We start from the raw sequence: 24,210 nt of genomic DNA on the forward strand, positions 1-24,210 counted from the left end.
CCGGGGGGAGGTGCGGCGATGCCGCGCTACTGCTTCCTGCTCCGGGTCCGGCCCGACCGCGTGGCCGAGTACCGCGAGCGCCACCGGGCGGTGTGGCCGGACATGCTCCGGGCCCTGCGCGACAGCGGCTGGCGCAACTACTCCCTGCACCTGCGCGAGTCCGACGGCCTGCTCGTCGGCTACGTCGAGGCCGACGACCTCGCCGCCGCGCAGGCCGCGATGGCCGCCACCGGGGTGAACGCCCGGTGGCAGGCCGCCATGGCCCCGTTCTTCGACGGTGCCCGACCCGACGAGACCTTCCAGGTCCTCGACGAGGTGTTCCACCTCGAGGACCAGCTGTCCGAAGTGGAGACCGTGTGATGCGAGACGTGGCGGAGGTCCGCCGGCTGCGGATCGAGACCCCCTCCTGGGCGTACGCCAACTCCGGCACCCGGTTCAAGGTGTTCGCGCAGGCCGGGGTGCCGCGCGACCCCTGGGAGAAGATCGCCGACGCGGCCGTCGTGCACCGGCTCACCGGCGCCGCGCCGACCGTGGCGCTGCACATCCCGTGGGACCGCGTCGACGACTACGCCGCGCTGGCCAAGCACGCCGCGGACCTGGGGCTCGGCATCGGCGCGATCAACGCCAACGTCTTCCAGGACGACGACTACAAGCTCGGCTCGGTCACCAACCCCGATCCGGCGGTGCGCCGCAAGGCGGTCGCGCACCTGCTCGAGTGCGTGGACATCATGGACGCGACCGGGTCGAAGGACCTCAAGCTCTGGTTCGCCGACGGCACCAACTACCCCGGCCAGGACTCGATCCGGGCCCGGCAGGACCGGTTGGGCGAGGCGCTGCACCAGGTGTACGACCGGCTCGGCCCGGACCAGCGGATGCTGCTGGAGTACAAGCTCTTCGAGCCCGCCTTCTACACCACGGACGTGCCGGACTGGGGCACCTCGTACGCGCACTGCCTCGAGCTGGGCGAGAAGGCCGCGGTGTGCATCGACACCGGCCACCACGCGCCCGGCACCAACATCGAGTTCATCGTCGCGTTCCTGCTGCGCGCGGGCCGGCTCGGTGCCTTCGACTTCAACTCCCGCTTCTACGCCGACGACGACCTGATGGTCGGCGCCGCGGACCCCTTCCAGCTGTTCCGGATCCTGCACGAGATCGTCTCCGCCGACGCCCTGGCCGACGCGGGCATCGCCTTCATGCTCGACCAGTGCCACAACATCGAGGCGAAGATCCCCGCGATCATCCGCTCGGTGCTCAACGTGCAGGAGGCCGCCGCCAAGGCGCTGCTCGTCGACGCCGACGCGCTCGCCGCCGCCCAGTCCGCCGGCGACGTGCTGGCCGCCAACGCGGTGCTGATGGACGCCTACTCCACCGACGTCCGGCCGCGGCTGCGCGAGCTGCGCGCCGAGCAGGGCCTCGACCCCGATCCCGTCGCCGCCTACCACGCCTCCGGCCACCAGCAGGAGATCGAGGCCGCCCGGGTGGGCGGCGTGCAGGCCGGCTGGGGCGCCTGACCCGCCCCGTCCCCCTCCCGCAGCCCCGTCCCGTCCGTGACCCGAGAGGACACCATGACCCCGCAGGCCGTCCGCGACCTGATCGCCCGCAGCAACCGGTTGGGCGCCGACCCGACCACGACCAACTACGCCGGGGGCAACACCTCGGCGAAGGGCACCGGGACCGACCCGGTGACCGGCGGCCCGGTGGACCTGCTGTGGGTCAAGGGCTCCGGCGGCGACCTCGGCACGCTCACCGAGACGGGCCTGGCCGTGCTGCGGCTGGACCGGCTGCGCGCGCTGGCCGACGTGTACCCGGGCGTCGAGCGCGAGGACGAGATGGTCGCCGCGTTCGACTACTGCCTGCACGGGCGGGGCGGGGCGGCGCCGTCGATCGACACCGCGATGCACGGGCTGGTCGAGGCGCCGCACGTCGACCACCTGCACCCCGACGCCGGCATCGCGATCGCCTGCGCGGCCGACGGCGAGGCGCTGACCAAGGAGATCTTCGGCGACCGGGTGGTCTGGGTGCCGTGGCGGCGCCCGGGCTTCCAGCTCGGTCTCGACATCGCGGCGGTGCGGGCGGCCGACCCGCAGGCCGTCGGCGTGATCCTCGGCGGACACGGCATCACCGCGTGGGGCGCGACCAGCGAGGAGTGCGAGCGGAACTCCCGGGAGATCATCGCGACGGCCCAGGCCGCCATCGGCTCCCGGGGTGCGGCGGAGCCCTTCGGCCCGGTGCGCCCCGGCTTCGAGCCGCTGCCCGGGGCCGAGCGCCGGTCCCGGGCGGCGGCGCTCGCCCCGGTGATCCGCGGGCTGGCCTCCACCGACCGCCGGCAGGTCGGGCACTGGACCGACTCCGACGTCGTGCTGGACTTCCTGTCCCGGGACAAGCTCGAGGCGCTGGCGGCGCTCGGCACCTCCTGCCCGGACCACTTCCTGCGCACGAAGGTCCGCCCGCTCGTGCTGGACCTGCCGCCCGCGGCCCCGCTGGAGGACGCGGTGGCCCGGCTGCGCGAGCTGCACGCGGCCTACCGGGAGGACTACCGCGCCTACTACGAGCGGCACGCCACCCCGGACTCGCCGGCGATGCGCGGCGCGGACCCGGCGATCGTGCTGGTCCCGGGCGTCGGCATGTTCTCCTTCGGCGCGAACGCGCAGACCGCGCGCGTGGCGGGGGAGTTCTACGTCAACGCGATCAACGTCATGCGCGGCGCCGAGGCGCTCTCCACCTACGCCCCGATCCCGGAGTCGGAGAAGTTCCGCATCGAGTACTGGGCGCTGGAGGAGGCCAAGCTCGCCCGGATGCCGAAGCCGAAGCCGCTGGCCGCGCGGATCGCACTGGTCACGGGCGGCGGGTCGGGCATCGGGCGGGCGATCGCGCACCGCCTGGCCGCGGAGGGGGCCTGCGTCGTCGTCGCCGACCGGGACGCCGGGGCCGCGGCGACCGTCGCGGCGGAGCTGGGCAGCGCCGACGTCGCGGTGCCGGTGACCGTCGACGTGACCGACCCCGGGGCGGTCGCCGCCGCCGTGGACGCCGCCGCCCTGGCCTTCGGCGGGGTGGACCTGGTCGTCAACAACGCCGGGCTGTCCGTCTCCAAGCCGCTGCTGGAGACCACCGACGCCGACTGGGACCTGCAGCACGACGTCATGGCGAAGGGCTCGTTCCTCGTCTCCCGGGCCGCGGCCCGGGTCATGATCGCGCAGGGGCTCGGCGGCGACCTCGTCTACATCGCCTCGAAGAACGGCGTGTTCGCCGGCCCCAACAACGTCGCCTACGGCGCGGCGAAGGCCGACCAGGCCCACCAGGTCCGGCTGCTCGCCGCCGAGCTCGGCGAGCACGGGATCCGGGTCAACGGGGTCAACCCGGACGGCGTCGTCCGCGGCTCGGGGATCTTCGCCGGCGGCTGGGGCGCCCAGCGCGCGGCCGTCTACGGCGTGGCCGAGGAGGACCTCGGCGCCTTCTACGCCCGGCGCACCCTGCTCAAGCGCGAGGTGCTGCCCGAGCACGTCGCCGCCGCGGTCTTCGTGCTGACCGCCGGGGAGCTGTCGCACACCACCGGCCTGCACGTGCCCGTCGACGCCGGCGTGGCCGCCGCCTTCCTCCGCTGAGAAAGGGAGAGACGATGACGTCCACCCTCGAGACCCCCTCCCTCACCCGGATCACCGCACGCCCCACGAAGGTCGGCCTGGTCGCGGGCGGCCTGGGCGCCTACTGGCCGCAGTTCCCCGAGCTGCTCCCGCAGCTGCGGCGCTCGGCCGCGCGGGTGTCCGAGCGGATGCGGGCCCTCGGCGACGTCGAGGTCGTCGACGTCGGGTTCGTCTCCGACGCGCAGGAGGGCGCGGCGGGCGCCGAGCGGCTCCGGGTGGCCGGCTGCGACCTGATCGTCGGCTTCCTCACCACCTACATGACGGCGTCGATGCTGGTCCCGGTCGCGCAGCGCAGCGGCGCACCCGTACTGCTGATCAACCTGCAGCCGACGGAGCGGATGGACCACGCGACGTTCGACACCGGGGCGTGGCTGGCCTACTGCGGCGCCTGCCCGCTGCCGGAGATGGCCAACGCCTTCCGCCGGGCCGGCGTCGGGTTCCGCAGCGTGTCCGGGCACCTGGAGGACGAGCGGGCCTGGGCCCGGATCGCACGCTGGGTCCGCGCCGCCGGCGTGCGCGGGGCGCTGCGGCACGGCCGGCACGGGCTCATGGGGCACCTCTACCCGGGGATGCTCGACGTCTCCACCGACCTCACCTCGGTGTCCGCCCAGCTCGGCGGGCACGTCGAGGTGCTCGAGCTCGACGACCTCCGGGTGCGCGTCGCGCGGGTGACCGACCGCGAGGTCGCCGAGCGGATGGACCTGGCCCGCGAGGTCTTCGAGATCGACCCGTCGGTGGTGGAGGAGGACTTCGCCTGGGGCGCGCGGGTGTCGGTGGGGCTGGACCGGCTCGTCGACGAGTTCGCGCTGGACTCGCTCGCCTACTACCACCGCGGGCTGGAGGGCGAGCAGCACGAGCGCCTGGGCGCCGGGATGATCCTCGGCGCCTCCCTGCTCACCGCCCGCGGGATCCCGGTCGCGGGGGAGTACGAGCTGCGCAACTCGCTGGCGATGCTGGTCATGGACCGGCTCGGCGCGGGCGGCTCGTTCACCGAGCTGCAGGCGCTGGACTTCACCGCCGGCGTCGTGGAGATGGGTCACGACGGGCCTGCCCACCTCGCCATCAGCGCGCGGCGGCCGCTGCTGCGCGGGCTGGGCGTCTACCACGGCAAGCGCGGGTGGGGCGTGTCCGTGGAGTTCGACGTCCGGCACGGGCCGGTCACCCTGTTCGGCGTCGGGCAGGAACGCGACGGCCGGTACGTCATGGTCGCCGCCGAGGGCACCGTCGTCGACGGACCGCTGCTGCGGATCGGCAACACCACCTCCCGGGTCGACTTCGGCTGCGACCCCGGCGAGTGGACGGACGCGTGGAGCGCCTCCGGCGTCGACCACCACTGGGCGCTCGGCACGGGGCACCGCACCGCCGAGCTCCGGGCCGTCGCCGAGCTGGTCGGGTGCGAGTTCCGCGAGGTGCGGCCGTGACCACCGCCCGGACCGAGGTCGCGGCCGTCGACCTCGGGGCCTCGAGCGGGCGCGTGATGCGCGGGACCGTCGAGGCCGGGCGGGTCGCGCTGACCGAGGTGCACCGCTTCCCGAACGGGCCGGTCCGCCTGGGGGACACGCTGCACTGGGACGTGCTGCGGCTCCACCGCGGCGTGCTCGACGGGCTGCGCGCGGCGGGGCCGGTCGCCGCGATCGGCCTCGACTCGTGGGCCGTGGACTACGGGCTGCTCGACGCCACCGGCGCGCTGCTCGGCAACCCGGTGCACTACCGCGACGCCCGCACGGACGGGGTCGCGCCGCGGGTGCACCGGACCCTGCCGCCGGCCGAGCTGTACGCCGCGAACGGGCTGCAGGAGCTGCCGTTCACCACGCTGTACCAGCTCGCGGCGGCCGCGGGGACCCCGCAGCTCGGCGCGGCCCGGCAGCTGCTGCTGATCCCGGACCTGCTCGGGTACTGGCTCACCGGCGCGCGCGTCGCCGAGGTGACCAACGCGTCGACCACCGGGCTGCTCGACGTCCGTGCCCGGACCTGGCACACCCGGCTCATGGGGCGCGCCGGGATCGACCCGGCGCTGTTCCCGCCGGTGGTCGAGCCGGGGACGACGATCGGGGCCCTGCTCCCGCACGTCGTCGAGGAGATCGGGTACGCCGCGCCGGTGCTCGCCGTCGGCTCGCACGACACGGCGTCGGCGGTCGTCGGCGTCCCGGCCACCGAGCCGGGGTTCGCGTACGTCTCCTGCGGGACCTGGTCGCTGGTCGGCGTGGAGCTCACCGCTCCGGTGCTCACCGAGGAGAGCCGCGCCGCCAACTTCACCAACGAGCTCGGGGTGGACGGCACGGTCCGCTACCTCCGCAACGTGATGGGGCTGTGGCTGCTGCAGGAGTGCCTGCGCACCTGGGAGAACCCGGACCTCGGCGAGCTGCTCGCCGGCGCGGCGCGCGAACCGGCCTTCGCCGCGGTCGTCGACGCCGACGATCCCGCCTTCCTCCCGCCCGGCGACATGCCGGCCCGGATCGCCGAGGCCTGCCGGCGGACCGGGCAGGAGCCTCCCGCGACGCGTGCCGGCGTGGTCCGGTGCGTGCTCGACAGCCTCGCGCTCGCGCACCGCCGCGCCGTTCGGGACGCCGCCGCGCTGTCCGGGCAGGAGGTCCGGGTCGTGCACGTCGTCGGGGGCGGGGCGCGCAACGAGCTGCTGTGCCGGCTCACCGCCGACGCCTGCGGCCTGCCCGTCGTCGCCGGGCCGGTCGAGGCCGCGGCCCTGGGCAACGTCCTGGTCCAGGCCCGCGGGCTGGGCGCGCTGTCCGGCACCCTGACCGAGCTGCGCGGCCTGCTGACCGGCCACACGCTGCGGACGTACGAGCCCGGCGGGGACGCCGCGGCCTGGGACGAGGCCGAGCGGCGGATCGCGCCCGAGGTCCCCGCGCTGCCGTAGTCCCGCGCTCAGGCCGGTCTGCGTGCCAGGCGGTACAGCGTGACGCCCTCCTGCGCGGTCGGCCGGCTGGTGACCGACCAGGCCGGCCGGGCGGCGGCCAGGAACTCCGGGGCCAGCGGGCGGCCGGGGTCGGTCAACCACACCTGCGGGGCGAGCCGGGGGAGGACCTCCCCCAGCTCGACGACGTTGCGGTGCCCGTAGAGCAGGTCCGCGCCGAGCACCAGGTCGACGGGCTCCAGCGCCGGATCGGACCAGGAGCGCGCCTCGGCCCGCAGCGTCAGCCCGTTGCGCCCCGCGCTGCGCCGGACCAGGTCGATCGCGGTCGTCGACAGGTCCGTGGCGAGCACCTCGGCGCCGGCCCGGGCCGCCGCCAGGGCCGGGAGCCCGAGCCCGCAGCCGATCTCGAGCACCCGGGTGCCGGGCGGGATCGCCTCGGCGGCCTGTGCCAACGCGATCCCGCTCGGCCACGGCTCGGCCCAGTGCGGGGGCAGCAGCTCGTCGCCCACCTCGTCGAACGGCACCTCCACCCCGGGCGCGGGTCGCAGCACGACGAGCTCGCCGCCGGGCAGCGACACCCGCTCCGGCACCAGTTCGATCACGCCGCGACGCTGCCCGCCGGCCCCGGCTCGCGCAAGTGGTGCCCCGGAGCCCGCCTACCGCACCACCCGCAGCGTGCGCGGCTGGATCACCTCGTCGATCAGGCCGTACTCCGCGGCCTCCTCGGCGGTGAGGATCCGGTCGCGCTCGATGTCGTCGTGCACCTGCTCGGTGGTCCGTCCGGTGTGCCGGGCGAGGACCGTCTCCATCTGCGCCCGGATCCGGGCGACCTCGGCGGCGTGGATCTCCAGGTCGGACACCTGCCCCTGGAACCCGCCGGTCGACGGCTGGTGGATCAGCACGCGGGCGTTGGGCACGGCAAGCCGGCGACCGGGAGACCCCGCGGCGAGCAGCACCGCGGCCGCCGAGGCGGCCTGCCCGAGGCACACCGTCCGGATGCTCGGCCGGATGAACTGCATGGTGTCGTAGACGGCCATCAGCGCGGTGAAGGAGCCCCCGGGCGAGTTGAGGTACAGCGAGATCTCGCGGTCCGGGTCGGCCGACTCCAGGTAGAGCAGCTGGGCCATCACGTCGTCGGCCGACGCGTCGTCGATCGGCACGCCGAGGAACACGATCCGCTCCTCGAACAGCTTGTCGTACGGGTTGGACTCCTTGACGCCGTAGCTCGTGCGCTCGACGAACGACGGCAGCGTGTACCGCATCTGCACGGTCAGGCCACCTCCCGGGCCCGGGCCACCACGTGGTCGACGAAGCCGTACTCGCGGGCCTCCTCGGCGGTGAACCAGCGGTCGCGGTCGAAGTCCGCGGTGATCCGTTCGACGGTCTGGCCGGTGTGCTCGGCTATCAGCCGGGCCATCTCCTGCTTGTTGCGCCGCAACAGCTCCGCGCGGATCCGGATGTCGGTCTCCGCGCCGCCGACCCCACCCAGGGGCTGGTGCATCAGCACCGTGGCGTGCGGCAGCACGTACCGCTTCCCGCGGGTCCCGGCCGACAGCAGGACCTGGCCCATGGACGCGGCGAGACCGATCCCGTAGGTCGCGACGTCGCACGGGATGAACCGCATGGTGTCGAGGATGGCGAGCCCGTCCTGCACCGAACCGCCGGGCGAGTTGATGTACAGGGAGATGTCGGCCTCGGGGTCCTCGGCCGCGAGCAGCAGCATCTGGCCGGCGATGCGGTTGGCGATGTCGGCGTCGACCTCCTGCCCGAGCACGACGATCCGGTGGGTGAGCAGCCGCTCGAACACCGAGTCGGCGAGCCCGGGCGCAGAGGCGGGGGCGCTCATCCGGGCCGGGGCCGGCGGGCCGGACAGCGGCGTGGCGGGCAGGGAGAACGGCGGGTTCGGGGACGGGATCGGGACGGGCACGGCTGCCTCCTCGCGGGACGACGACGCGGGTCCGACGTGCGGTGCGCCGGCGGGCGGGACCTGACGCGGCCGACGCTAGGCCCGGCCGGGCCCGCCGGAACGGCACTTCGCCCACGGCGAATCCGCGACCTGGGGGTTTCGCCCACCGTGAACGTCCACCGTGAACACCGGCCGGGGAACCCCCTGCTCAAGCCCGGCGCCGGCGCACGACCAGGACCGCACCCGCTCCCGCGCCGAGCAGGACGGCGGCGAACCCGGCAAGGGTCGTCGCGTCGGGCGCCACGATCGACTGTCCGCGCAACGCCTGCCAGGTCAGCAGCACCAGCAGGCCGGCGTAGGCCGCCGCGGCCACGCCCAGCAGCCCGCTGCGCACCGCGGCGGCCCGCAGCACCGTGACCCGCGCGGCCAGCAGCTCCAGCCCGAGGAGCAGGAGCGGCAGCACCTGCAACGCGTGCATGCCCACGAAGTGCGGGATCCGCAGGTCGCCCGCCACGGTGCTCCAGCCGAGCAGCGGCAGCCCGGCGCCGCCGTCGGGCAGCCCGACGGTGTGCGCGCCGGTGATCCCGGCCGCGCCGGTCGGCCCGGCGACGCCCGGCAGCGTCATCAGCACCCCCAGCCCCATCCCGACGACGGCGAGCACCGCGCCCGCGCGGACCGCCCGGCCGCGGGCGGGGTCGAGCCCGCGGACCCGGAACAGCTGGGCCGCGGCGTAGAGCGAGGCGAGCCAGACGGCGACGACGGACACCGCCATGATCGTGAAGAGCGTGGAGTTCAGCGGGGTCGTGCGGTTGAAGTGGCTGGTGGTGCCGCGGACGACCTGCAGGACGATGATCACCAGCTCCACCCCGAGCAGCAGGGCGGCGAGGGTGCCGGCGCGGTGCGTCCAGCGGGCCTCCGCCGGCCGGTGCTCCCGGACGAGGGCGACGAGCCAGGCCCACGTCACGGCGTAGGCCAGGGTGGAGAGGGCGAACTTGGTGGGCTTGGCCCAGATCGGCAGCCCGGTGAGCACCCGGTCGTCGGTGACGAGCCCGACGAGCCCGACCAGGGTCAGCGCGGCCATCGCGACCGCGAGGACCATCAGCGGCCGGTGCCAGCGGAAGGCGGCGCGGAGGGCGGCGCGGAGGGCGGCGCGGAGGGTCGGGGACGGGACGGGTCCTGGGCGGACGGCGACGGACATGGCGTCTCCGATGGTGGTGGGAACCGTTGGGCGGACACGTGCTCCTGCGCGAGCCGGCGCAGCGCGGCGAGCAGCCGTTCGCCGAGGACCGTGCCGACCAGCGCGGTCTCCACGCGGGTCGCGCGGTCCCCGACGGCGGTGACCGTGTCGAGGTCGGCCTCGGCGATCCGGTCGACGGCCTCGGCGTAGACGTCCGCGATGCCGGTGAGCCGGTCGCCGGTCACGCGCTGCATCGTGGCGAGGACGTCGATCGCGGCCCGGCGCGCGACCGGGTCCGGCGAGAGTTGCCAGCCGCGCTCCGCGATGATCGCGTCGATCCGCTCGGCGGCGGCGGCGTGCAGGGGGTCGTCGACGGCCGGCGCGGGCGCGTCGGCGGCGTCGATGGTGAGGCCGAGGGTGTGGTGCAGCGGGACGGCCGGATCGTCGACCGCGGCGAGGACCGCCCGCACCGAGGCGATGGACAGGCCGCCGACCTCGACCAGCGACCGGACGAGCGCGAGCCTGCGGACGTGCTCCTCGCCGTACCGCGCCTGGTTCGGCGAGGTCGTGACCTCCCCGCGGGGCAGGAGTCCCTCTCGGAGGTAGTACTTGATCGTCGCGACCGGGACCCCGGTCACGCGGCTCAGCTCGGCCATGCGCACGATCGATACTTTAGCTATCCGATAGCTCTGCTGTCCACTCGGGTGCCGAGCCGGCGCCGACCGGCCGGGCCGGGGATCGTTCGCGGCGGGTGATGCCCCGCCGGGGCCCTCCGGCGACCGTGGCCCGACCAGGCCGACGCCGAGGAGGAGCCATGCCCGAGACCGCGATCGCCGACCACGGCCTGGTCGGTGACCTGCACACCTCCGCCCTGGTGAGCACCGAGGGAACGGTCGACTGGTTCTGCCTCCCGCGCGTCGACTCGCCCAGTGTGTTCGGTGCCCTGCTCGACGACGAGCGTGGCGGCCACTTCCGGCTCGCTCCGGTGGACCCGCACGAGTCCCGGCAGATGTACTTCCCGGACTCGGCCGTGCTGGTCACGCGCTTCTTCACCGAGGCCGGCGTCGGCGAGGTCGTCGACTTCATGCCCGTGCTGGGCCGGCAGGACCGCGGGAGCCGGCTGGTCCGCATGGTGCGCTGCGTGCGCGGGAAGATGCGGTTCGCCGGGCACGTCGCGCCGCGCTTCGACTACGGCCGGCGCGCCCACCGCACCGAGCTAACCGACAGCGGCGCGGTGTTCGCCACGGACGCGCTCACGTTGACCGTGCACGTCGTCCGCGAGCCGGAGGACCCGCGGATCGCGCAGGTGAAGGTCGACGAGGGCGACGTCGGCTTCACCCTGGAGCTCGACGCCGGCGAGCTGCGCGGCGTCGTCCTCGAGGCGGCCGCCGACGGCCCGCCCCGCGAGATCCGGGTCGCCGAGATCGACCGGCTGTTCGACGACACCGTGGCCTTCTGGCACACCTGGCTCGCCCGCTCGACCTACCGCGGACGCTGGCGCGAGATGGTGAACCGCTCGGCGATCACGCTGAAGCTGCTGACCTACGACCCCTCGGGCGGGCTGGTCGCGGCGCCCACCGCCGCCCTGCCCGAGCAGGTCGGCGGCGAGCGCAACTGGGACTACCGCTACACCTGGGTGCGCGACGCGTCCTTCTCGGTGTTCTCACTGCTCAAGCTGGGTTTCATCGAGGAGGCGTCGCGCTTCGGCGGCTGGCTCGGCGACCGCGTGCGCGAGCGCGTCGGCGGCGAGGGCGGCCCGCTCAACATCATGTACCGCGTCGACGGCTCCTCGGACCTCAAGGAGGAGATCCTCGAGCACTGGCGCGGGTACCGCGGCTCCTCTCCCGTGCGGATCGGCAACGGCGCCGCCGAGCAGCTCCAGCTCGACATCTACGGCGAGGCCGCGGACAGCATCGCGGCGCTGGACCGGGCCGGGCTCCGCGCCCCGCACCGCGGGTGGACGGCGATGACCGAGGTCCTCGACTGGCTCTGCGAACACTGGGACCAGCCCGAGGAGGGCATCTGGGAGACGCGCGGCGGCCGGCAGTCCTTCACCTACGGCCGGGTGATGAGCTGGGTCGCGCTCGACCGCGGCATCCGGCAGGCCCTCGAGACGGGCCGCCCGGCGCCGCTGGAGCGGTGGCGCGAGGAACGCGACCGGATCTACCGGCAGGTCATGGAGCGCGGCTGGAACGCCCGCCGCGGCGCCTTCGTGCAGCACTACGACACGGAGGTCCTCGACTCCTCCCTGCTGCGCATGGCCACCGTCGGCTTCCTCACCCCGGACGACCCGATGTGGGCCTCGACGCTCGACGCGATGGAGGCCGAGCTCGTGACCGACAGCCTCGTGTACCGCTACGACCCGGCCGCCTCGCCGGACGGGCTGCAGGGCTCCGAGGGCACGTTCTCGTTGTGCTCCTTCGCGTGGGTCGACGCGCTGGCCCGGGCCGGCCGGCTCGACCAGGCCCGGCAGGCGTTCGAGAAGATGCTCACCTACGCCAACCACCTGGGCCTCTACTCCGAGGAGATCGCCCTGACCGGCGAGCAGATCGGCAACTTCCCGCAGGCGTTCACCCACCTCGCGCTGATCGACGCGGCCACCACGCTCGACGCCGCGCTGGACCGCCGCCGCTGAGCGGAGCGGACATCACCGCCGAGCGGAGCCGGACATCGTCGCCGAGCGGAGCGGACATCGCTCCTGAGGGGAGGACACCGTGTGCCTGTTCTTCGGACTGCTGCTGTTCGGGCCGCGGGTGGTCGACGTGCTGTGGTGGCTGGTCGACCCCGTGCGCTGGAACGCGACCTTCGACTCCGTCCTGTGGCCGATCCTCGGCATCGTGTTCCTTCCGCTCACGACGTTGGTCTACGTCCTCGTCGCGCCGGGCGGGATCCACGGCTTCGACGCCGTCTGGCTGGCCCTGGCCTTCCTCGTCGACCTGTCGGGCTACGCCGGCAGCCGGCGCTACGGCCGCCGGCGGAGGGTGCCCGCCTGAGGGGCGTCCTCCTGGGTGATTCACCTGCGCGAGGTGATGCGCCCGGCCGCTGTCGGCCGGACGATGGACGGCGCCTGGGGCAGGCTCGGGGGAGGCGCGGCCGCGGCGTGGGGCGGTCGCGCGGGAGGGGGATCCACGTGCTGCTCGTCCTGCTGGCGGTCGCGCTCGGCCTGCCGGTGCTGCTCATGCTCGCCGTCCTGATGCTCGCGAGGCTCGAGGCGACCCTGCTCGCGCCCGTCCCGCGCCCGACCGCGCCCGGAGCGGCACGGGATCCCCGGGCGCGGGCCGCGGCGGTCGCCCGGCCCCGGGCCCGTCCCGCCCGTGAGGTGCCGCGCCCGGCGCCCGGCCCGACGCTCGCGTCCTGCCGCCCGGCGCGGCTGCGGGTCCGGCGGTCCTGACCGGCGGCGGTGGAGCCGCCTACCCGTCCTTCGTCGTGGCCCGCTGCACGGCGCCGAGCAGCAGCTTGGCCACCACGCCGACTGCGAGCAGCCCGGTGACCATCTGCGTCGTGACGACGACCCGGGCGACCTGGGTGACCGGGGTGATGTCGCCGAACCCGACCGTCGCGAAGACGGTGACGGCGAAGTAGAGCGCGTCCGTGCGGCCCATGGGCTGTGTGAAGGAGGCGGGCGCGGCCGTGGACATGACGGTGTAGACGGACGCGTAGAGCAGCAGGAGCGCGGGCAGGCCGATCATCGCGGTCTCGGCCGCCCGCAGCCGGGGCACGTCCGACCGGAGGATGGCCCGGGTCTGCCCGACGACGGCGATCGCGAGGGCGGCCAGACCGACCACGAACCAGACCAGGGTTCCCGGATTGATCCCCCGGTCGAGCGGAGCCCGGTAGTACACGACGAACAGCAGCACGGTGGTCAGCGCCGACCGGGCCACGGAGGTCGCAACCTGGCGTCGCCGGGACCTCCGCCGCTCCGGGCGCCCGTTCACGCGGCCCGTCCGGCCGGTCCCCGTCCGCCTCCCACCCGGTCCCCCTTCCGCGCCGGCCCCCGGCCAGTCTCGCGGGCGGGCCCGGGCGGCGGGTCACCCGCCGGAGGTGGCCCCGCGCCGGGGGGACCGGTCCCGCGACGACCGGGCGGGCGGGTGCTCCGCGCGCTCGCGGATCGTCCGGTTGACCGCCCGCCCGAACGCGGTGACCACGCCCTGCACCGTGACCGGCTTGAGCCGGGAGAGCGCCGCGGCCAGCCGGGAACGCTGGTCGGCGGGCCGGCCCGCGTCCCGGTACGGCTGCAGGACCTCCTCCTGGAACAGCGTCATCAGGTCGTCGGCCAGCGCGGAGGTGTGCCGGTCGATGATCTCCCGGGAGCGGCGCCAGAACTCGGCGGGCAGGCCGAAGTCCAGCGCGTCGAGCCCCGCGCTCAGCGCGATCGGGCCCTGCACGCGGTAGTGGCCGCCGTCGACCGGTTCGACGGCGCCGTACGCGACCAGCTTGTCGACGGCCTCCTCGTCGAGCGGCCGCCCGGCCCGTTCCTCCAGCCCTGCGCGGTCGACCTCGTCGAGCTGCTCGGGGGCCCACGGCGTGAGCAGGGCGAGCTGCAGGGCGAGGTCCTCGGGCCCGGCCGAGTGCGGGAGCCGCTCGAGGTGCCGCTCGATCGCGGTCAGGGTGAAGCCGAGCTCGGACAGCTCCGTGACCAGCAGCAACCGTGCGACGTGGTCGGGCCCGTACAGCCCGGTGCGCCCGCGCAGCCGTGGCGGGGGCAGCAGCCCACGACCGGCGTAGTAGCGGATCGTCCGCACCGTGGTGCCGGTGCGCGCGGCCAGCTGGTCGACCGTGAGGAGCTCGGGACCGGGTTCGGCAGGCGCTGGTGCAGCCATGGCGGCAGGTTACGGCACGGGTTGACCTATGTGACAGTTCTGCTGTAACAATTCTGCTGTCACGATCGGACGCGGGGCGGCGCCACCGCCTGCGCGCCGCTGCTGGACAGACTTCTTCACGAGAGGGTTCGCATGAGCGAGATCGCCCCATCGATCCCACAGGCGTACGTCTACGACGCGATCCGCACCCCGCGGGGACGCGGCAAGGCCTCCGGTTCGCTGCACGAGGTGAAGCCGGTCTCCCTGGTGATCGGCCTGATCCAGGAGATCCGCGCCCGCTACCCCGAGCTGGACCCCGCCACGATCGACGACGTCGTGCTCGGCGTCGTGTCCCCGATCGGCGACCAGGGCGGCGACATCGCCAAGACCGCCGCGATCGCGGCCGGCCTGCCGCACACCGTCGCCGGCGTGCAGCTCAACCGCTTCTGCGCCTCGGGCCTGGAGGCGGTGAACACCGCCGCGCAGAAGATCCGCTCGGGCATGGAGGAGATGGTCCTCGCCGGCGGCGTCGAGGCGATGAGCCGCGTGCCGATGGGCTCGGACGGCGGCGCCTGGGCCATGGACCCGGACACCAGCTACGAGACCGGCTTCGTGCCGCAGGGCATCGGCGCCGACCTGATCGCGACGATCGAGGGCTTCTCCCGCGAGGACGTCGACGCGTTCGCGGTGGAGTCGCAGACCCGCGCCGCCAAGGCCTGGGCCAACGGCTACTTCGCCCGGTCGGTCGTGCCGGTGAAGGACCGCAACGGGCTGACCGTGCTGGACCGCGACGAGCACGTCCGGGGCGGCGCGACGCTGGAGAGCCTGGCGGGCCTCAAGCCCTCGTTCGAGATGATGGGCGCCGACGGCGGCTTCGACGCCGTCGCGCTCCAGCGCTACCACTGGGTCGAGAAGATCGACCACGTGCACCACGCCGGCAACAGCTCCGGCATCGTCGACGGCGCGTCGCTCTGCCTGATCGGCACCGAGGCCGCCGGCAAGGCCGCCGGGATCACCCCGCGCGCCCGGATCGTCGCCACCGCGCTCTCCGGCGCCGACCCGACGATCATGCTGACCGGGCCCGCCCCGGCCAGCCGCAAGGCCCTCGCCAAGGCCGGTCTCACGGTCGACGACATCGACCTGTACGAGATCAACGAGGCCTTCGCCGCGGTGGCCCTGCGCTACATGCGGGACATGGACATCCCGCACGACAGGACCAACGTCAACGGCGGCGCCATCGCCATGGGCCACCCGCTGGGTGCCACCGGCGCCATGATCCTCGGCACCCTGCTCGACGAGCTGGAGCGCCGGGACCTGCAGCGCGGCCTCGCCACGCTGTGTGTCGGCGGCGGCATGGGTATCGCGACCATCATCGAGCGAGTCTGAGGGGATCGACGGCAGTGACCGACCAGAAGGCCGTGCGCTGGGAGTCCGACGCCGACGGCGTCGCGATCGTCACGCTCGACGACCCGAACGCCAGCGCCAACACCATGAACGACGCCTACAAGCAGGCGATGGGCGAGGTGATCACCGAGCTCGAGGCCGCGCGGGACGAGATCACCGGCGTCGTGGTCACCTCGGCGAAGAAGACCTTCTTCGCCGGCGGCAACCTCGACGACCTCATCGCCGCCGGGCCGAACGACGGTCCGGCCGTGTTCGAGAACGTCACCGAGGTCAAGGCGCAGCTGCGGCGCCTGGAGAAGCTGGGCCGCCCCGTCGTCGCTGCGATGAACGGCACCGCCCTCGGCGGCGGCCTGGAGATCGGCCTCGCCTGCCACCACCGGATCGGGCTCGACGCGAAGGGCGTGGTCTTCGGCCTGCCCGAGGTCACGCTGGGCCTGCTGCCCGGGGGCGGCGGCGTCACCCGCATCACCCGGCTGCTCGGCATCGCGGGCGGGTTCATGAACGTGCTCGCGCAGGGCCAGCGACTCACGCCGGGGAAGGCGCTGGAGCTGGGGGTCGTCCACGAGCTCGCCTCCTCGAAGGAGGAGATGCTCGAGAAGGCCAAGGCCTGGATCGCCGCGAACCCCGAGGCGAGGCAGCCCTGGGACACCCCGGGCTACAAGATCCCCGGCGGCACCCCGTCGAACCCGAAGCTCGCCGCGATCCTGCCGGCCTTCCCGGCGAACCTGCGCAAGCAGCTCAAGGGCGCCCCGATGCCGGCCCCGCGCAACATCCTCTCGGCGGCCGTCGAGGGCGCCCAGGTGGACTTCGACACCGCGCTGCGGATCGAGAGCCGCTACTTCGTGGACCTGGTCGTCGGCCAGGTGTCGAAGAACATGACCAAGGCGTTCTTCTTCGACCTGAACGCCATCAACGGCGGCAGGTCCCGCCCGGACGGGTACGAGAAGTACACGCCGCGCAAGGTCGCCGTGCTCGGCGCCGGGATGATGGGCGCGGGCATCGCCTACGTCTGCGCCCAGGCCGGGTGGGAGGTCGTCCTCAAGGACGTCGCGCTGGAGAACGCGCAGAAGGGGAAGGCCTACTCCGAGGGCCTGGTCGCGAAGGGCGTCGAGCGGGGCAAGGTCACGCAGGAGAAGGGCGAGGCCCTGCTCGCCCGGATCACCCCGACCGCCGACTACGCCGACCTGGCCGGCTGCGACCTCGTGATCGAGGCCGTCTTCGAGTCGGTGGCGCTCAAGCAGGAGGTCTTCCGCGAGGCGATGAAGGTCGTCGAGCCGGACGCCCTGCTCTGCTCGAACACCTCGACGCTGCCGATCACCGAGCTCGCCCGGGGCGTCGACCGCCCGGCGGACTTCATCGGCCTGCACTTCTTCTCGCCGGTCGACAAGATGCCGCTGGTCGAGATCATCAAGGGCGAGCAGACCTCGGACGCCGCCCTGGCCAAGGCCTTCGACGTCACGCTCGGCATCCGGAAGACCCCGATCGTCGTCAACGACTCCCGCGGGTTCTTCACCAGCCGCGTGATCGGGACCTTCGTCAACGAGGGCATCTCGATGCTCGCCGAGGGCATCGACCCGCAGACGATCGAGCAGGCGTCGTCCCAGGCCGGCTACCCCGCGCCCGTCCTCCAGCTGATGGACGAGCTCACCCTCACCCTGCCGCAGAAGATCCGCAAGGAGACCCAGGCGGCGGTCGAGGCGGCCGGGCAGACCTGGACCCCGCACCCGGCCGACGCGATCGTGGACCGGATGGTCGACGAGTTCGGGCGCAAGGGGAAGAGCTCCGGCGCCGGGTTCTACGAGTACGAGAACGGCCGGCGCGTCCGGCTCTGGCCGGGCCTGCGGGAGACCTTCGGCGCCACGAACCACGACGTGGACCTGCACGAGCTCGGGGAGCGCATGCTGGTGATCGAGTCGCTCGAGACGGTGCGCTGCTTCGACGAGGGCGTGCTCGAGACCGTGCCCGACGCCAACATCGGCTCGATCTTCGGCATCGGGTACCCGGCCTGGACCGGCGGCGTGATGCAGTACATCGAGGGCTACCCGGGCGGCGTCGCCGGCTTCGTGAAGCGGGCGGACGAGTTCGCGGCCAAGTACGGCCCGCGCTTCGAGGTCCCCGAGAGCCTGCGCAAACGGGCCCAGGAGACCGCCGCGGCCTGATCGCGGCCTGATCGCGGCCTGATCGCGGCCCGGTCGCGACCCGGCCGGGAGCACCGGCGAACGGCACTTCCGCGCACACCTGGTGAGCGCGGAAGTGCCGTTCGTGCATCGGGCTCAGCGTGCTTTCAGGCAAATCGGGCACCCTGGGTACGTGGCCGACTGGGTGTTCTCGATCGTCGACCGTCTCGGAGCCGCCGGGGTGGGGCTCCTGATCTTCCTCGAGAACGTGATCCCCCCGATCCCGTCCGAGGTGATCCTGCCGCTCGCGGGCTTCCGGGCCCGCGTCGGTGCGATCGACGCCCTGTGGGTCTGGCCGGCCGCGACCGCGGGTTCGGTGCTCGGGGCGCTGGTGCTCTACGGGCTCGGCGCGTGGCTGGGCTACGAGAGGCTCTCCGAGCTGGCGGGCCGGCGCTGGTTCGTCCTGTCGAGCCGGAAGGACCTCGAGCGCGGGTACGCGCTGTTCGAGAAGTACGGCGGCCCCGTCGTGCTGCTGGCCCGCTGCGTGCCGCTGATCCGCAGCGTGGTGTCCGTCCCGGCCGGCCTCGCCCGCATGCCGCTGTGGCGGTTCACCCTCCTCACGGCCATCGGCAGCGGGATCTGGAACGCCGTGTTCCTCGGCCTCGGCTGGCTGCTGGGGGAGAACTGGGAGCAGGTCGAGGGCTTTCTCGCGCCGGTGTCCAAGGCCATGCTGGTCCTGGTCGCCCTGGGTGTCGTCTGGCTGGTGGTGCGGCGGCTGCGCAGCCGCGGCGGGCGACGGCGAGGTGGGGCACACCGGGCGCGGTGAGGTTGCCTCCGCGGGCACTTCGGGACACGATCGCTGCTCCGGACGCGGAGGTGACGGGTGACCACGGAGCAGGACTGGGCGGAGGACCGGCGGCGCTTCGCCACCCCCGCGGAGCAGGGCGCGGGCCCGCTCGCCCTCGAGTTCGTCGCGCTCGCCTCGGCCCTGCTCGAGGCGACCACGGTCGCGGACGTCCTGGAGCGGGTCGTGCGGGCGGCCAAGGCCGTCGTGCCCGGGGCCGACCTGGTGAGCGTGACCGTCCGGGACCCGGACGACGGCTTCCGCACGCCGGTCGAGACGGACCTGCTGGCCTCCCGCCTGGACGAGCTGCAGTACCGGCTCGACGAGGGCCCGTGCGTCGCCGCCACCCGCCGCCGGGGAGGGGGCGCGGTCCACGAGGCCGACCTGGCCGCCGCGGAGCAGTTCCCCCGGTTCGGCCCGGCCGCGGTGGAGCTCGGCGTCCGCTGTGTGCTCGCCGTCGGCCTGTTCCCCGACGGCGACGCCCCGCGGATGGGTGCGCTCAACCTGTACTCGCGCCGGGTCGGCGGGATCAGTGCGGCCGAGCGGGACGTGGCACTGGTGCTCGCCGCCCACGCGTCGACCGCGCTGGCCGCCACCCGGGCGTGCGCGGCGGCCGACCTGGAGACCGCGCAGCTGCGCCAGGCGCTGCAGAGCCGGGACGTCATCGGCCAGGCGAAGGGCATCCTCATGGAGCGCCGCGGCATCTCCGCGGAGGAGGCCTTCGACATCCTGCGACGCACCTCGCAGAGCCTGAACGTCAAGCTCGCGCAGGTCGCCGAGACCCTCGCGACGCGCCGGGCCGAGCTGTGACCCGGCCCGTCGCCGGCAGGTGACCCGCGACCACCGCCGCCGGGTGCGGGGTCGGCGCGACGGGGGCGCGAGGTCGGCGCGGGTGTGACAGATCGACCCCGATCTCCGAGCACGTCGACCGGATCCGGTTCCGCCTTCCCGACGAGGAACCCGGGCGCCGGCACCCGGGTCGAGGTGCCGCGTCCCCGCCGTCCCTGCTGCCCTTGACACCAGTACTGCACTGGCTGCATGGTTACCTACATGAGTAACGAACCAATGGACTGGGACCGGGTGGGGCGGTCGCCGTGAAGGACGACGGGCGTCCCCTCTTCCTGCAGATCGCGGAGCAGATCGAGGCGTCGGTCATCGACGGTTCGCTGCCGGAGGAGGGCCAGGTCCCGTCGACCAACGAGCTGGCCGCGTTCCACCGGATCAACCCGGCGACGGCGGCGAAGGGCGTGAACCAGCTCGTCGCCGACGGGGTGCTGTACAAGCGGAGGGGGATCGGGATGTTCGTCAGCACCGGCGCGCGTACCCGGCTGCTGGAGCGGCGCCGCGAGGAGTTCGCGAAGCAGTACGTCGCGCCGCTGCTGGCGGAGGCCCGAAGGCTCGGCATGGACGCCGAGCAGATCAAGAAGATGATCGACGTCTGGGGGGACGACGAATGACCGCGGTACGGATGCGCGGGGTCGTGAAGCGCTACGGCAGCTTCACCGCGCTCGACGACGTGAGTCTCGAGCTCAGGGAGAACACCGTGCACGGCCTGCTCGGCCGCAACGGTGCCGGCAAGACCACCGTCATGCAGATCCTGACGGGGCAGGGGTTCGCGACGGCGGGCGAGGTCGAGGTCTTCGGCCTGCACCCCTACGAGAACCCGGTCGTGCTCGACCGGGTCTGCTTCATCCGCGAGGCGCAGAAGTACCCGGACAACTTCCGGGTGCGCGACGCGCTGAGCACGGCGTCGTTCCTCTACCCGAACTGGGACGCCGGCTTCGCCGCCTCGCTGGTCGACGAGTTCCACCTGCGGCCGAAGCAGGGGATCAAGAAGCTCTCGCGCGGCCAGCTCTCGGCCGTCGGGGTGATCATCGGGCTCGCCTCGCGGGCCCCGCTGACCTTCTTCGACGAGCCCTACCTGGGCCTCGACGCGGTCGCGCGCCAGCTGTTCTACGACCGGCTGCTCGCCGACTACGCCGAGCACCCACGCACGATCGTGCTGAGCACGCATCTGATCGACGAGGTCTCGGACCTGATCGAGCACGTCGTCGTCATCGACAGGGGCCGGATCCTCATGGACGAGGACGCCGACGTGCTGCGCGGGCGGGCCGTCACGGTCACCGGGCCGGCGGCCGCGGTGAAGGCCTTCGCCGCCGGCCACACCGAGCTGCACCGCGAGGAGCTGGGGGGCTTCCTGCGGGTGACGCTCGAGGGCGCCGACCCGGACACCCGGCTGCGGTCCGAGGGGCTGGAGTTCGAGCCCGTCTCGCTGCAGCAGCTCGTGGTCCGCACGACCCGGCTCGCGACGGAGCCCCGCCGCGAGAACCACGACGGCCGGGAGGTGGCCGCGCGATGACCGTCCCGACCGCCCGCGCACCCGGCTCGGCCCCGTCCGCCCTCGACACGCCGGGTCGGCGCCGCCGCCCGCTCGCCGTCGCCCGGATGCAGCTGGTGAACCTGCCGGTGCAGCTGGGCATGCCCTGGCTGATCCTCTTCCTCGCCTTCGCGGTCAACCTCGTGATCTTCGCGCTGGTGCCGGACCCGCCGGCGGGCGAGCCGAAGGTCACGGGCGGGCTGCTGTCGATCTACATCTTCGTGGTCGTGGCCCACCTGGTCACGATGACCCAGGTCTTCCCGTTCGCCCTCGGGCTCTCGGTGACCCGGCGGGACTTCTTCACCGGCACGGCGCTGTTCGTGGTGGCGCAGTCGCTGGTGCAGGGCCTGCTGCTGACCCTGCTGCTCGGCCTCGAGGAGCTCACCGGCGGCTGGGGGATGGGGCTGCACTTCTTCGGGGTGCCGTTCCTGGTGCAGGAGAACTGGCTGCTGCAGTGGCTGGTCTACACCGTGCCCTTCCTGATGTTCTCCTTCGTGAGCATCCTGGCCGGCACGGTCCACAAGCGGTTCGGCCAGCTCGGGATGTGGGTCGCGTCCCTCGGCCTGCTGCTGCTCGGGGGGCTCGCCGCGGTGCTGGTCACCTGGCAGCAGGCCTGGCCGGCCGTGGGTCGGTTCTTCACCGGGACGCCCACCGTGGTCCTGTTCGCCGGCTACCCGGCGATCGTCGCCGCCCTCGCGGCAGGCGCCGCCTACCTGTTCCTGCGCCGCGCCACGGTGTAGCCCGAGCACGGCGGTGGGGGACCGCCGCCGAGGGGGGAGCCGTCGTCCCGGATCGGGGGGTCCGGGACGACGGCCGTTCTCAGCCCCGCACGACGAGGTCGGGTTCCGGGGCGGTGGCGAAGTACCGGCGCTCCTGGGCGAGGAAGCGGGCGCGGTGCGGGGCGTAGCCCGGCCAGTCGGCGCGGGCGCGCAGCCGGCGCTCCCGTTCCGCCGGCGGGCAGTCCACCCGGATCGCCGTGCTCGTGAAGGGCCGCAGTGCCGCCGCGCCGGAACCGCAGCCCTCCAGCAGCACGACGGGCACGCAGGGCTGGGTCCGCGGGTGCGACGAGCGCTCGTCGCGCTCCCAGACCCACGGCCACCAGCGCGGCGCGGCCGTGGAAGAGCGGCTCGGCGACCCACTCGCGGGCCAGCGGGATCGCGGCGGCGAGCCCCTCCCAGCCGGGGTAGAGCTCCTCGATCGAGAGCACCGGGGCGTCGAGAGCCCGGCCGAGTCGCCCGGCGAGCACGCTCTTGCCCGAGCCGGACCAGCCGTCGACGGTGACGAGCCGGCACCCGCCCGGCCCGGGAGGGCGCTCCCGGACGAGGTCGGGCAGGGCGCCGGCCGCGGTGCTCACCGCGCCAGACTGCTCCCACCCGCGGTGGCCGCGCTCACGGCGTCCCGACGTCCCCGCCGGTCGGGGCGCCGGCACGGGTTGTTCACCGCGAATTGGGTCGACCCCGCGGCGCCCACCCACCAGACTCGCCGCCGTGACCGTCACGCTGCGCGCCCTCGACGAGCCGTTGCTCGTCGCCCTGCTCGACGCCGCCGTCGCGGGTGCCGAGCCGGGCGAGGTGATGCCGCCGGTGGTCGGTGCCCCGGGCTGGACCGACGCCGCGCGCGCCGCCTTCCTCACCTTCCACCGCAGCCGCTCGGTCGGCGCGGTCGCGCCGGTGGAGCGCACCTGGGCGGTCCTCGACGGCGACACGGTCGTCGGGGCGGGCCGCCTCGAACCGGTCGCCGACGGGCTGGAGGTCGGCCTCTGGCTCGCCCGTGGCGCGCGCGGTCGCGGGATCGGGCGCGCCGCCGTCCGCGAGCTGGTCGCCCGAGCGGGAGGCCGGCCCGTCGTCGCCGAGACGACCGCGGACAACGCGGCCGCCGTCGCGGTGCTGCGCGAGCTCGGCGCGGTGCTGGTCGAGAGCGGCGACGCGGTGCACGCCGTCCTGCCCGGTGGGCGGGTCCCCGCCGGCACGGCCGGGCGGACGAAGGCCTGAACGTGGTGCCGACGCCGCCGGCAGGGTAGGCCTGTCCCATGAGGGCAGCGTCATGAGAGCAGCGTTCTACGACCGCACCGGCCCTGCGCGGGAGGTCCTGCGGGTCGGCGAGGTCGACACCCCCGGGCCCGGGCCGGGGCAGGTCCGCGTCCGGGTCCGGCTGTCGGCGGTCAACCCGACGGACGTGAAGACCCGGGACGGCACGACCGCCCGGCCCTTCGACGGAGTCCGGATCCCGCACCAGGACGGCGTCGGGGAGATCGACGCCGTCGGCGACGGCGTGGACCCGGGCCGCGTCGGGCAGCGGGTGTGGCTCTGGCTCGCCTCCCCGGGCGGCCCGGGCGGGGCCCCGCTGGCGGAGTGGGGCACGGCGGCCGAGTGCTGCGTGGTGCCGCAGGAGCAGGCCGTCCCGCTTCCCGAGTCGGCGTCGGACGAGCTCGGCGCGTGTCTCGGGGTGCCGGCCATGACCGCGTACCACTGCCTGTTCGCCGGCGGCTCCCCGCACGGCACGAACGTGCTGGTCGCGGGCGGTGCGGGCGCCGTCGGCCACTTCGCGGTCGAGATCGGCGGCTGGGCCGGCGCCACGGTCGTCACGACGGTCTCCGGCCCGGAGAAGGCGGAGCTGGCGAAGCAGGCCGGCGCCGATCTCGTCGTCAACTACCGGGAACCCGACGCGGAGCAGCAGATCCGTGCGCTGGTCCCGCAGGTGGACCGGGTGGTCGAGGTGGCGCTCGGCGCGAACCTCGACCTCGACCTGGCGTTGCTGGCGAACGGCGGCACCGTCGTCACCTACGCCGCCGCCCCCCAGGATCCCACGATCCCGGTGCGCCGGCTGATGACGGCCAACGCCGCGCTGCGGTTCGTGCTGCTCTACGGCGTGCCGCGGGCGGAGCTGGCCGCCGCCGCGCGCGAGCTCACGGTCGCGGTGGCGGAGGGGGCGTTGAGCCCGCTGCCGGTGCACCGCTTCGCGCTCGACGACATCGCGGCCGCCCACGAGGCCGTCGAGTCCGGGACCACGGGGAAGGTGCTGGTCGACATCGGGTGATCCTCGGCGGTCGCACGAACCCCGACGTGTCGGGCGG

The 24,210-nt window shown here is 74.1% G+C and carries 25 protein-coding genes; 17 read left to right on the plus strand and 8 right to left on the minus strand.

The window, feature by feature from the left end; translation table 11 throughout:
* Positions 1–18: 18 nt before the first annotated feature.
* Genes ACFQH9_RS10285 through ACFQH9_RS10305 form a run of 5 tightly spaced genes read left to right on the plus strand, consistent with a single transcriptional unit; the run spans position 19 to position 6,516 of the window.
* Positions 19–360 (plus strand): L-rhamnose mutarotase, encoded by a 342-nt coding sequence (locus ACFQH9_RS10285; RefSeq protein WP_379565717.1) that lies wholly within the window; start codon positions 19–21, stop codon positions 358–360.
* On the plus strand, positions 360–1,511 hold the full coding sequence (gene rhaI, locus ACFQH9_RS10290) for an L-rhamnose isomerase (RefSeq protein WP_379565718.1): 1,152 nt from the start codon (positions 360–362) through the stop codon (positions 1,509–1,511). Before ACFQH9_RS10285 ends, rhaI begins: the two co-directional genes overlap by 1 nt.
* Before the next feature lie 54 nt (positions 1,512–1,565).
* Complete coding sequence (locus ACFQH9_RS10295; protein WP_379565808.1) at positions 1,566–3,602, plus strand: bifunctional aldolase/short-chain dehydrogenase; 2,037 nt, start codon at positions 1,566–1,568, stop codon at positions 3,600–3,602.
* A gap of 14 nt (positions 3,603–3,616) precedes the next feature.
* Complete coding sequence (locus tag ACFQH9_RS10300; RefSeq protein ID WP_379565719.1) at positions 3,617–5,062, plus strand: arabinose isomerase; 1,446 nt, start codon at positions 3,617–3,619, stop codon at positions 5,060–5,062.
* Positions 5,063–5,118: 56 nt separating this feature from the next.
* A complete protein-coding gene (locus tag ACFQH9_RS10305; RefSeq protein WP_379565809.1) occupies positions 5,119–6,516 on the plus strand; it encodes a rhamnulokinase in 1,398 nt (465 codons plus the stop codon).
* A gap of 8 nt (positions 6,517–6,524) precedes the next feature.
* On the opposite strand, the gene ACFQH9_RS10310 is transcribed toward ACFQH9_RS10305, so the two are convergent.
* The 5 genes from ACFQH9_RS10310 to ACFQH9_RS10330 all read right to left on the minus strand — a co-directional run bounded on the left by ACFQH9_RS10310 (position 6,525) and on the right by ACFQH9_RS10330 (position 10,252).
* Positions 6,525–7,115, minus strand: a complete 591-nt coding sequence (locus ACFQH9_RS10310; RefSeq protein WP_379565720.1) for a class I SAM-dependent methyltransferase — start codon at positions 7,113–7,115, stop codon at positions 6,525–6,527.
* Between the two features lie 54 nt (positions 7,116–7,169).
* A complete protein-coding gene (locus ACFQH9_RS10315) occupies positions 7,170–7,775 on the minus strand; it encodes an ATP-dependent Clp protease proteolytic subunit (RefSeq protein WP_379565810.1) in 606 nt (201 codons plus the stop codon).
* An 8-nt stretch (positions 7,776–7,783) separates the two neighbouring features.
* The gene (locus ACFQH9_RS10320) at positions 7,784–8,359 is read right to left on the minus strand and encodes a ClpP family protease (RefSeq protein WP_379565811.1); all 576 of its coding nucleotides are present in this window, start codon (positions 8,357–8,359) and stop codon (positions 7,784–7,786) included.
* 268 nt (positions 8,360–8,627) lie between these two features.
* The gene (locus ACFQH9_RS10325) at positions 8,628–9,617 is read right to left on the minus strand and encodes a hypothetical protein (RefSeq protein WP_379565721.1); all 990 of its coding nucleotides are present in this window, start codon (positions 9,615–9,617) and stop codon (positions 8,628–8,630) included.
* Entirely contained in the window at positions 9,518–10,252 is a 735-nt protein-coding gene (locus ACFQH9_RS10330) for a MerR family transcriptional regulator (RefSeq protein WP_379565722.1), read from the minus strand. Before ACFQH9_RS10330 ends, ACFQH9_RS10325 begins: the two co-directional genes overlap by 100 nt.
* Before the next feature lie 158 nt (positions 10,253–10,410).
* On the opposite strand from ACFQH9_RS10330, the gene ACFQH9_RS10335 reads away from it, so the two are divergent.
* The 3 genes from ACFQH9_RS10335 to ACFQH9_RS10345 all read left to right on the plus strand — a co-directional run bounded on the left by ACFQH9_RS10335 (position 10,411) and on the right by ACFQH9_RS10345 (position 12,987).
* Entirely contained in the window at positions 10,411–12,231 is a 1,821-nt protein-coding gene (locus ACFQH9_RS10335) for a glycoside hydrolase family 15 protein (protein WP_379565723.1), read from the plus strand.
* A 79-nt stretch (positions 12,232–12,310) separates the two neighbouring features.
* Positions 12,311–12,589 carry a hypothetical protein gene (locus ACFQH9_RS10340; RefSeq protein WP_379565724.1) on the plus strand — a complete coding sequence of 93 codons (279 nt, stop codon included), beginning with the start codon at positions 12,311–12,313 and terminating at the stop codon, positions 12,587–12,589.
* A 137-nt stretch (positions 12,590–12,726) separates the two neighbouring features.
* Positions 12,727–12,987 (plus strand): hypothetical protein, encoded by a 261-nt coding sequence (locus ACFQH9_RS10345; RefSeq protein WP_379565725.1) that lies wholly within the window; start codon positions 12,727–12,729, stop codon positions 12,985–12,987.
* 19 nt (positions 12,988–13,006) lie between these two features.
* On the opposite strand, the gene ACFQH9_RS10350 is transcribed toward ACFQH9_RS10345, so the two are convergent.
* Both ACFQH9_RS10350 and ACFQH9_RS10355 read right to left on the minus strand, forming a co-directional pair.
* Positions 13,007–13,477 (minus strand): potassium channel family protein, encoded by a 471-nt coding sequence (locus ACFQH9_RS10350; RefSeq protein ID WP_379565726.1) that lies wholly within the window; start codon positions 13,475–13,477, stop codon positions 13,007–13,009.
* Positions 13,478–13,624: 147 nt separating this feature from the next.
* The gene (locus tag ACFQH9_RS10355) at positions 13,625–14,416 is read right to left on the minus strand and encodes a MerR family transcriptional regulator (RefSeq protein ID WP_379565727.1); all 792 of its coding nucleotides are present in this window, start codon (positions 14,414–14,416) and stop codon (positions 13,625–13,627) included.
* 132 nt (positions 14,417–14,548) lie between these two features.
* Between ACFQH9_RS10355 and ACFQH9_RS10360 the strand changes: the two genes are divergently transcribed.
* The 7 genes from ACFQH9_RS10360 (at position 14,549) to ACFQH9_RS10390 (ending at position 21,877) form a co-directional block, all read left to right on the plus strand.
* Positions 14,549–15,781, plus strand: a complete 1,233-nt coding sequence (locus ACFQH9_RS10360) for an acetyl-CoA C-acetyltransferase (RefSeq protein ID WP_379565728.1) — start codon at positions 14,549–14,551, stop codon at positions 15,779–15,781.
* A 14-nt stretch (positions 15,782–15,795) separates the two neighbouring features.
* Positions 15,796–17,958, plus strand: a complete 2,163-nt coding sequence (locus ACFQH9_RS10365; RefSeq protein ID WP_379565729.1) for a 3-hydroxyacyl-CoA dehydrogenase NAD-binding domain-containing protein — start codon at positions 15,796–15,798, stop codon at positions 17,956–17,958.
* Between the two features lie 151 nt (positions 17,959–18,109).
* Entirely contained in the window at positions 18,110–18,742 is a 633-nt protein-coding gene (locus ACFQH9_RS10370) for a DedA family protein (RefSeq protein ID WP_379565730.1), read from the plus strand.
* A 57-nt stretch (positions 18,743–18,799) separates the two neighbouring features.
* Positions 18,800–19,570, plus strand: a complete 771-nt coding sequence (locus ACFQH9_RS10375; RefSeq protein ID WP_379565731.1) for an ANTAR domain-containing protein — start codon at positions 18,800–18,802, stop codon at positions 19,568–19,570.
* Positions 19,571–19,854: 284 nt separating this feature from the next.
* On the plus strand, positions 19,855–20,217 hold the full coding sequence (locus tag ACFQH9_RS10380) for a GntR family transcriptional regulator (protein WP_379565732.1): 363 nt from the start codon (positions 19,855–19,857) through the stop codon (positions 20,215–20,217).
* Positions 20,214–21,119, plus strand: coding sequence for an ABC transporter ATP-binding protein (locus ACFQH9_RS10385; protein ID WP_379565733.1), 906 nt, complete (start codon positions 20,214–20,216; stop codon positions 21,117–21,119). The genes ACFQH9_RS10380 and ACFQH9_RS10385 overlap by 4 nt, the downstream gene beginning before the upstream one ends.
* On the plus strand, positions 21,116–21,877 hold the full coding sequence (locus ACFQH9_RS10390; RefSeq protein WP_379565734.1) for a hypothetical protein: 762 nt from the start codon (positions 21,116–21,118) through the stop codon (positions 21,875–21,877). The genes ACFQH9_RS10385 and ACFQH9_RS10390 overlap by 4 nt, the downstream gene beginning before the upstream one ends.
* Positions 21,878–21,956: 79 nt before the next feature.
* Here the strand turns inward: ACFQH9_RS10390 and ACFQH9_RS10395 are convergent, their stop codons facing one another.
* Positions 21,957–22,178 carry a nucleoside/nucleotide kinase family protein gene (locus ACFQH9_RS10395; RefSeq protein WP_379565735.1) on the minus strand — a complete coding sequence of 74 codons (222 nt, stop codon included), beginning with the start codon at positions 22,176–22,178 and terminating at the stop codon, positions 21,957–21,959.
* A 446-nt stretch (positions 22,179–22,624) separates the two neighbouring features.
* Between ACFQH9_RS10395 and ACFQH9_RS10400 the strand changes: the two genes are divergently transcribed.
* Complete coding sequence (locus ACFQH9_RS10400) at positions 22,625–23,128, plus strand: GNAT family N-acetyltransferase (RefSeq protein ID WP_379565736.1); 504 nt, start codon at positions 22,625–22,627, stop codon at positions 23,126–23,128.
* A gap of 52 nt (positions 23,129–23,180) precedes the next feature.
* A complete protein-coding gene (locus ACFQH9_RS10405; RefSeq protein WP_379565737.1) occupies positions 23,181–24,173 on the plus strand; it encodes an NADPH:quinone reductase in 993 nt (330 codons plus the stop codon).
* The last annotated feature ends 37 nt before the right edge of the window (positions 24,174–24,210 follow it).

It is taken from the genome of Pseudonocardia lutea (assembly GCF_042658055.1).
Taxonomy (GTDB): Bacteria; Actinomycetota; Actinomycetes; order Mycobacteriales; family Pseudonocardiaceae; genus Pseudonocardia; species Pseudonocardia lutea.

Excerpts from the sequence above, each read along its gene's own strand:
- ACFQH9_RS10330 (WP_379565722.1), bottom strand. The coding sequence starts at position 10,252 with ATGGCCGAGCTGAGCCGCGTGACCGGGGTCCCGGTCGCGACGATCAAG.
- ACFQH9_RS10405 (WP_379565737.1), top strand. The coding sequence starts at position 23,181 with ATGAGAGCAGCGTTCTACGACCGCACCGGCCCTGCGCGGGAGGTCCTG.
- ACFQH9_RS10300 (WP_379565719.1), top strand. The coding sequence starts at position 3,617 with ATGACGTCCACCCTCGAGACCCCCTCCCTCACCCGGATCACCGCACGC.
- rhaI (WP_379565718.1), top strand. The coding sequence starts at position 360 with ATGCGAGACGTGGCGGAGGTCCGCCGGCTGCGGATCGAGACCCCCTCC.
- ACFQH9_RS10305 (WP_379565809.1), top strand. The coding sequence starts at position 5,119 with ATGCGCGGGACCGTCGAGGCCGGGCGGGTCGCGCTGACCGAGGTGCAC.
- ACFQH9_RS10285 (WP_379565717.1), top strand. The coding sequence starts at position 19 with ATGCCGCGCTACTGCTTCCTGCTCCGGGTCCGGCCCGACCGCGTGGCC.
- ACFQH9_RS10390 (WP_379565734.1), top strand. The coding sequence starts at position 21,116 with ATGACCGTCCCGACCGCCCGCGCACCCGGCTCGGCCCCGTCCGCCCTC.
- ACFQH9_RS10295 (WP_379565808.1), top strand. The coding sequence starts at position 1,566 with ATGACCCCGCAGGCCGTCCGCGACCTGATCGCCCGCAGCAACCGGTTG.
- ACFQH9_RS10335 (WP_379565723.1), top strand. The coding sequence starts at position 10,411 with ATGCCCGAGACCGCGATCGCCGACCACGGCCTGGTCGGTGACCTGCAC.
- ACFQH9_RS10355 (WP_379565727.1), bottom strand. The coding sequence starts at position 14,416 with ATGGCTGCACCAGCGCCTGCCGAACCCGGTCCCGAGCTCCTCACGGTC.
- ACFQH9_RS10360 (WP_379565728.1), top strand. The coding sequence starts at position 14,549 with ATGAGCGAGATCGCCCCATCGATCCCACAGGCGTACGTCTACGACGCG.
- ACFQH9_RS10385 (WP_379565733.1), top strand. The coding sequence starts at position 20,214 with ATGACCGCGGTACGGATGCGCGGGGTCGTGAAGCGCTACGGCAGCTTC.
- ACFQH9_RS10315 (WP_379565810.1), bottom strand. The coding sequence starts at position 7,775 with ATGCGGTACACGCTGCCGTCGTTCGTCGAGCGCACGAGCTACGGCGTC.
- ACFQH9_RS10325 (WP_379565721.1), bottom strand. The coding sequence starts at position 9,617 with ATGTCCGTCGCCGTCCGCCCAGGACCCGTCCCGTCCCCGACCCTCCGC.
- ACFQH9_RS10320 (WP_379565811.1), bottom strand. The coding sequence starts at position 8,359 with ATGAGCGCCCCCGCCTCTGCGCCCGGGCTCGCCGACTCGGTGTTCGAG.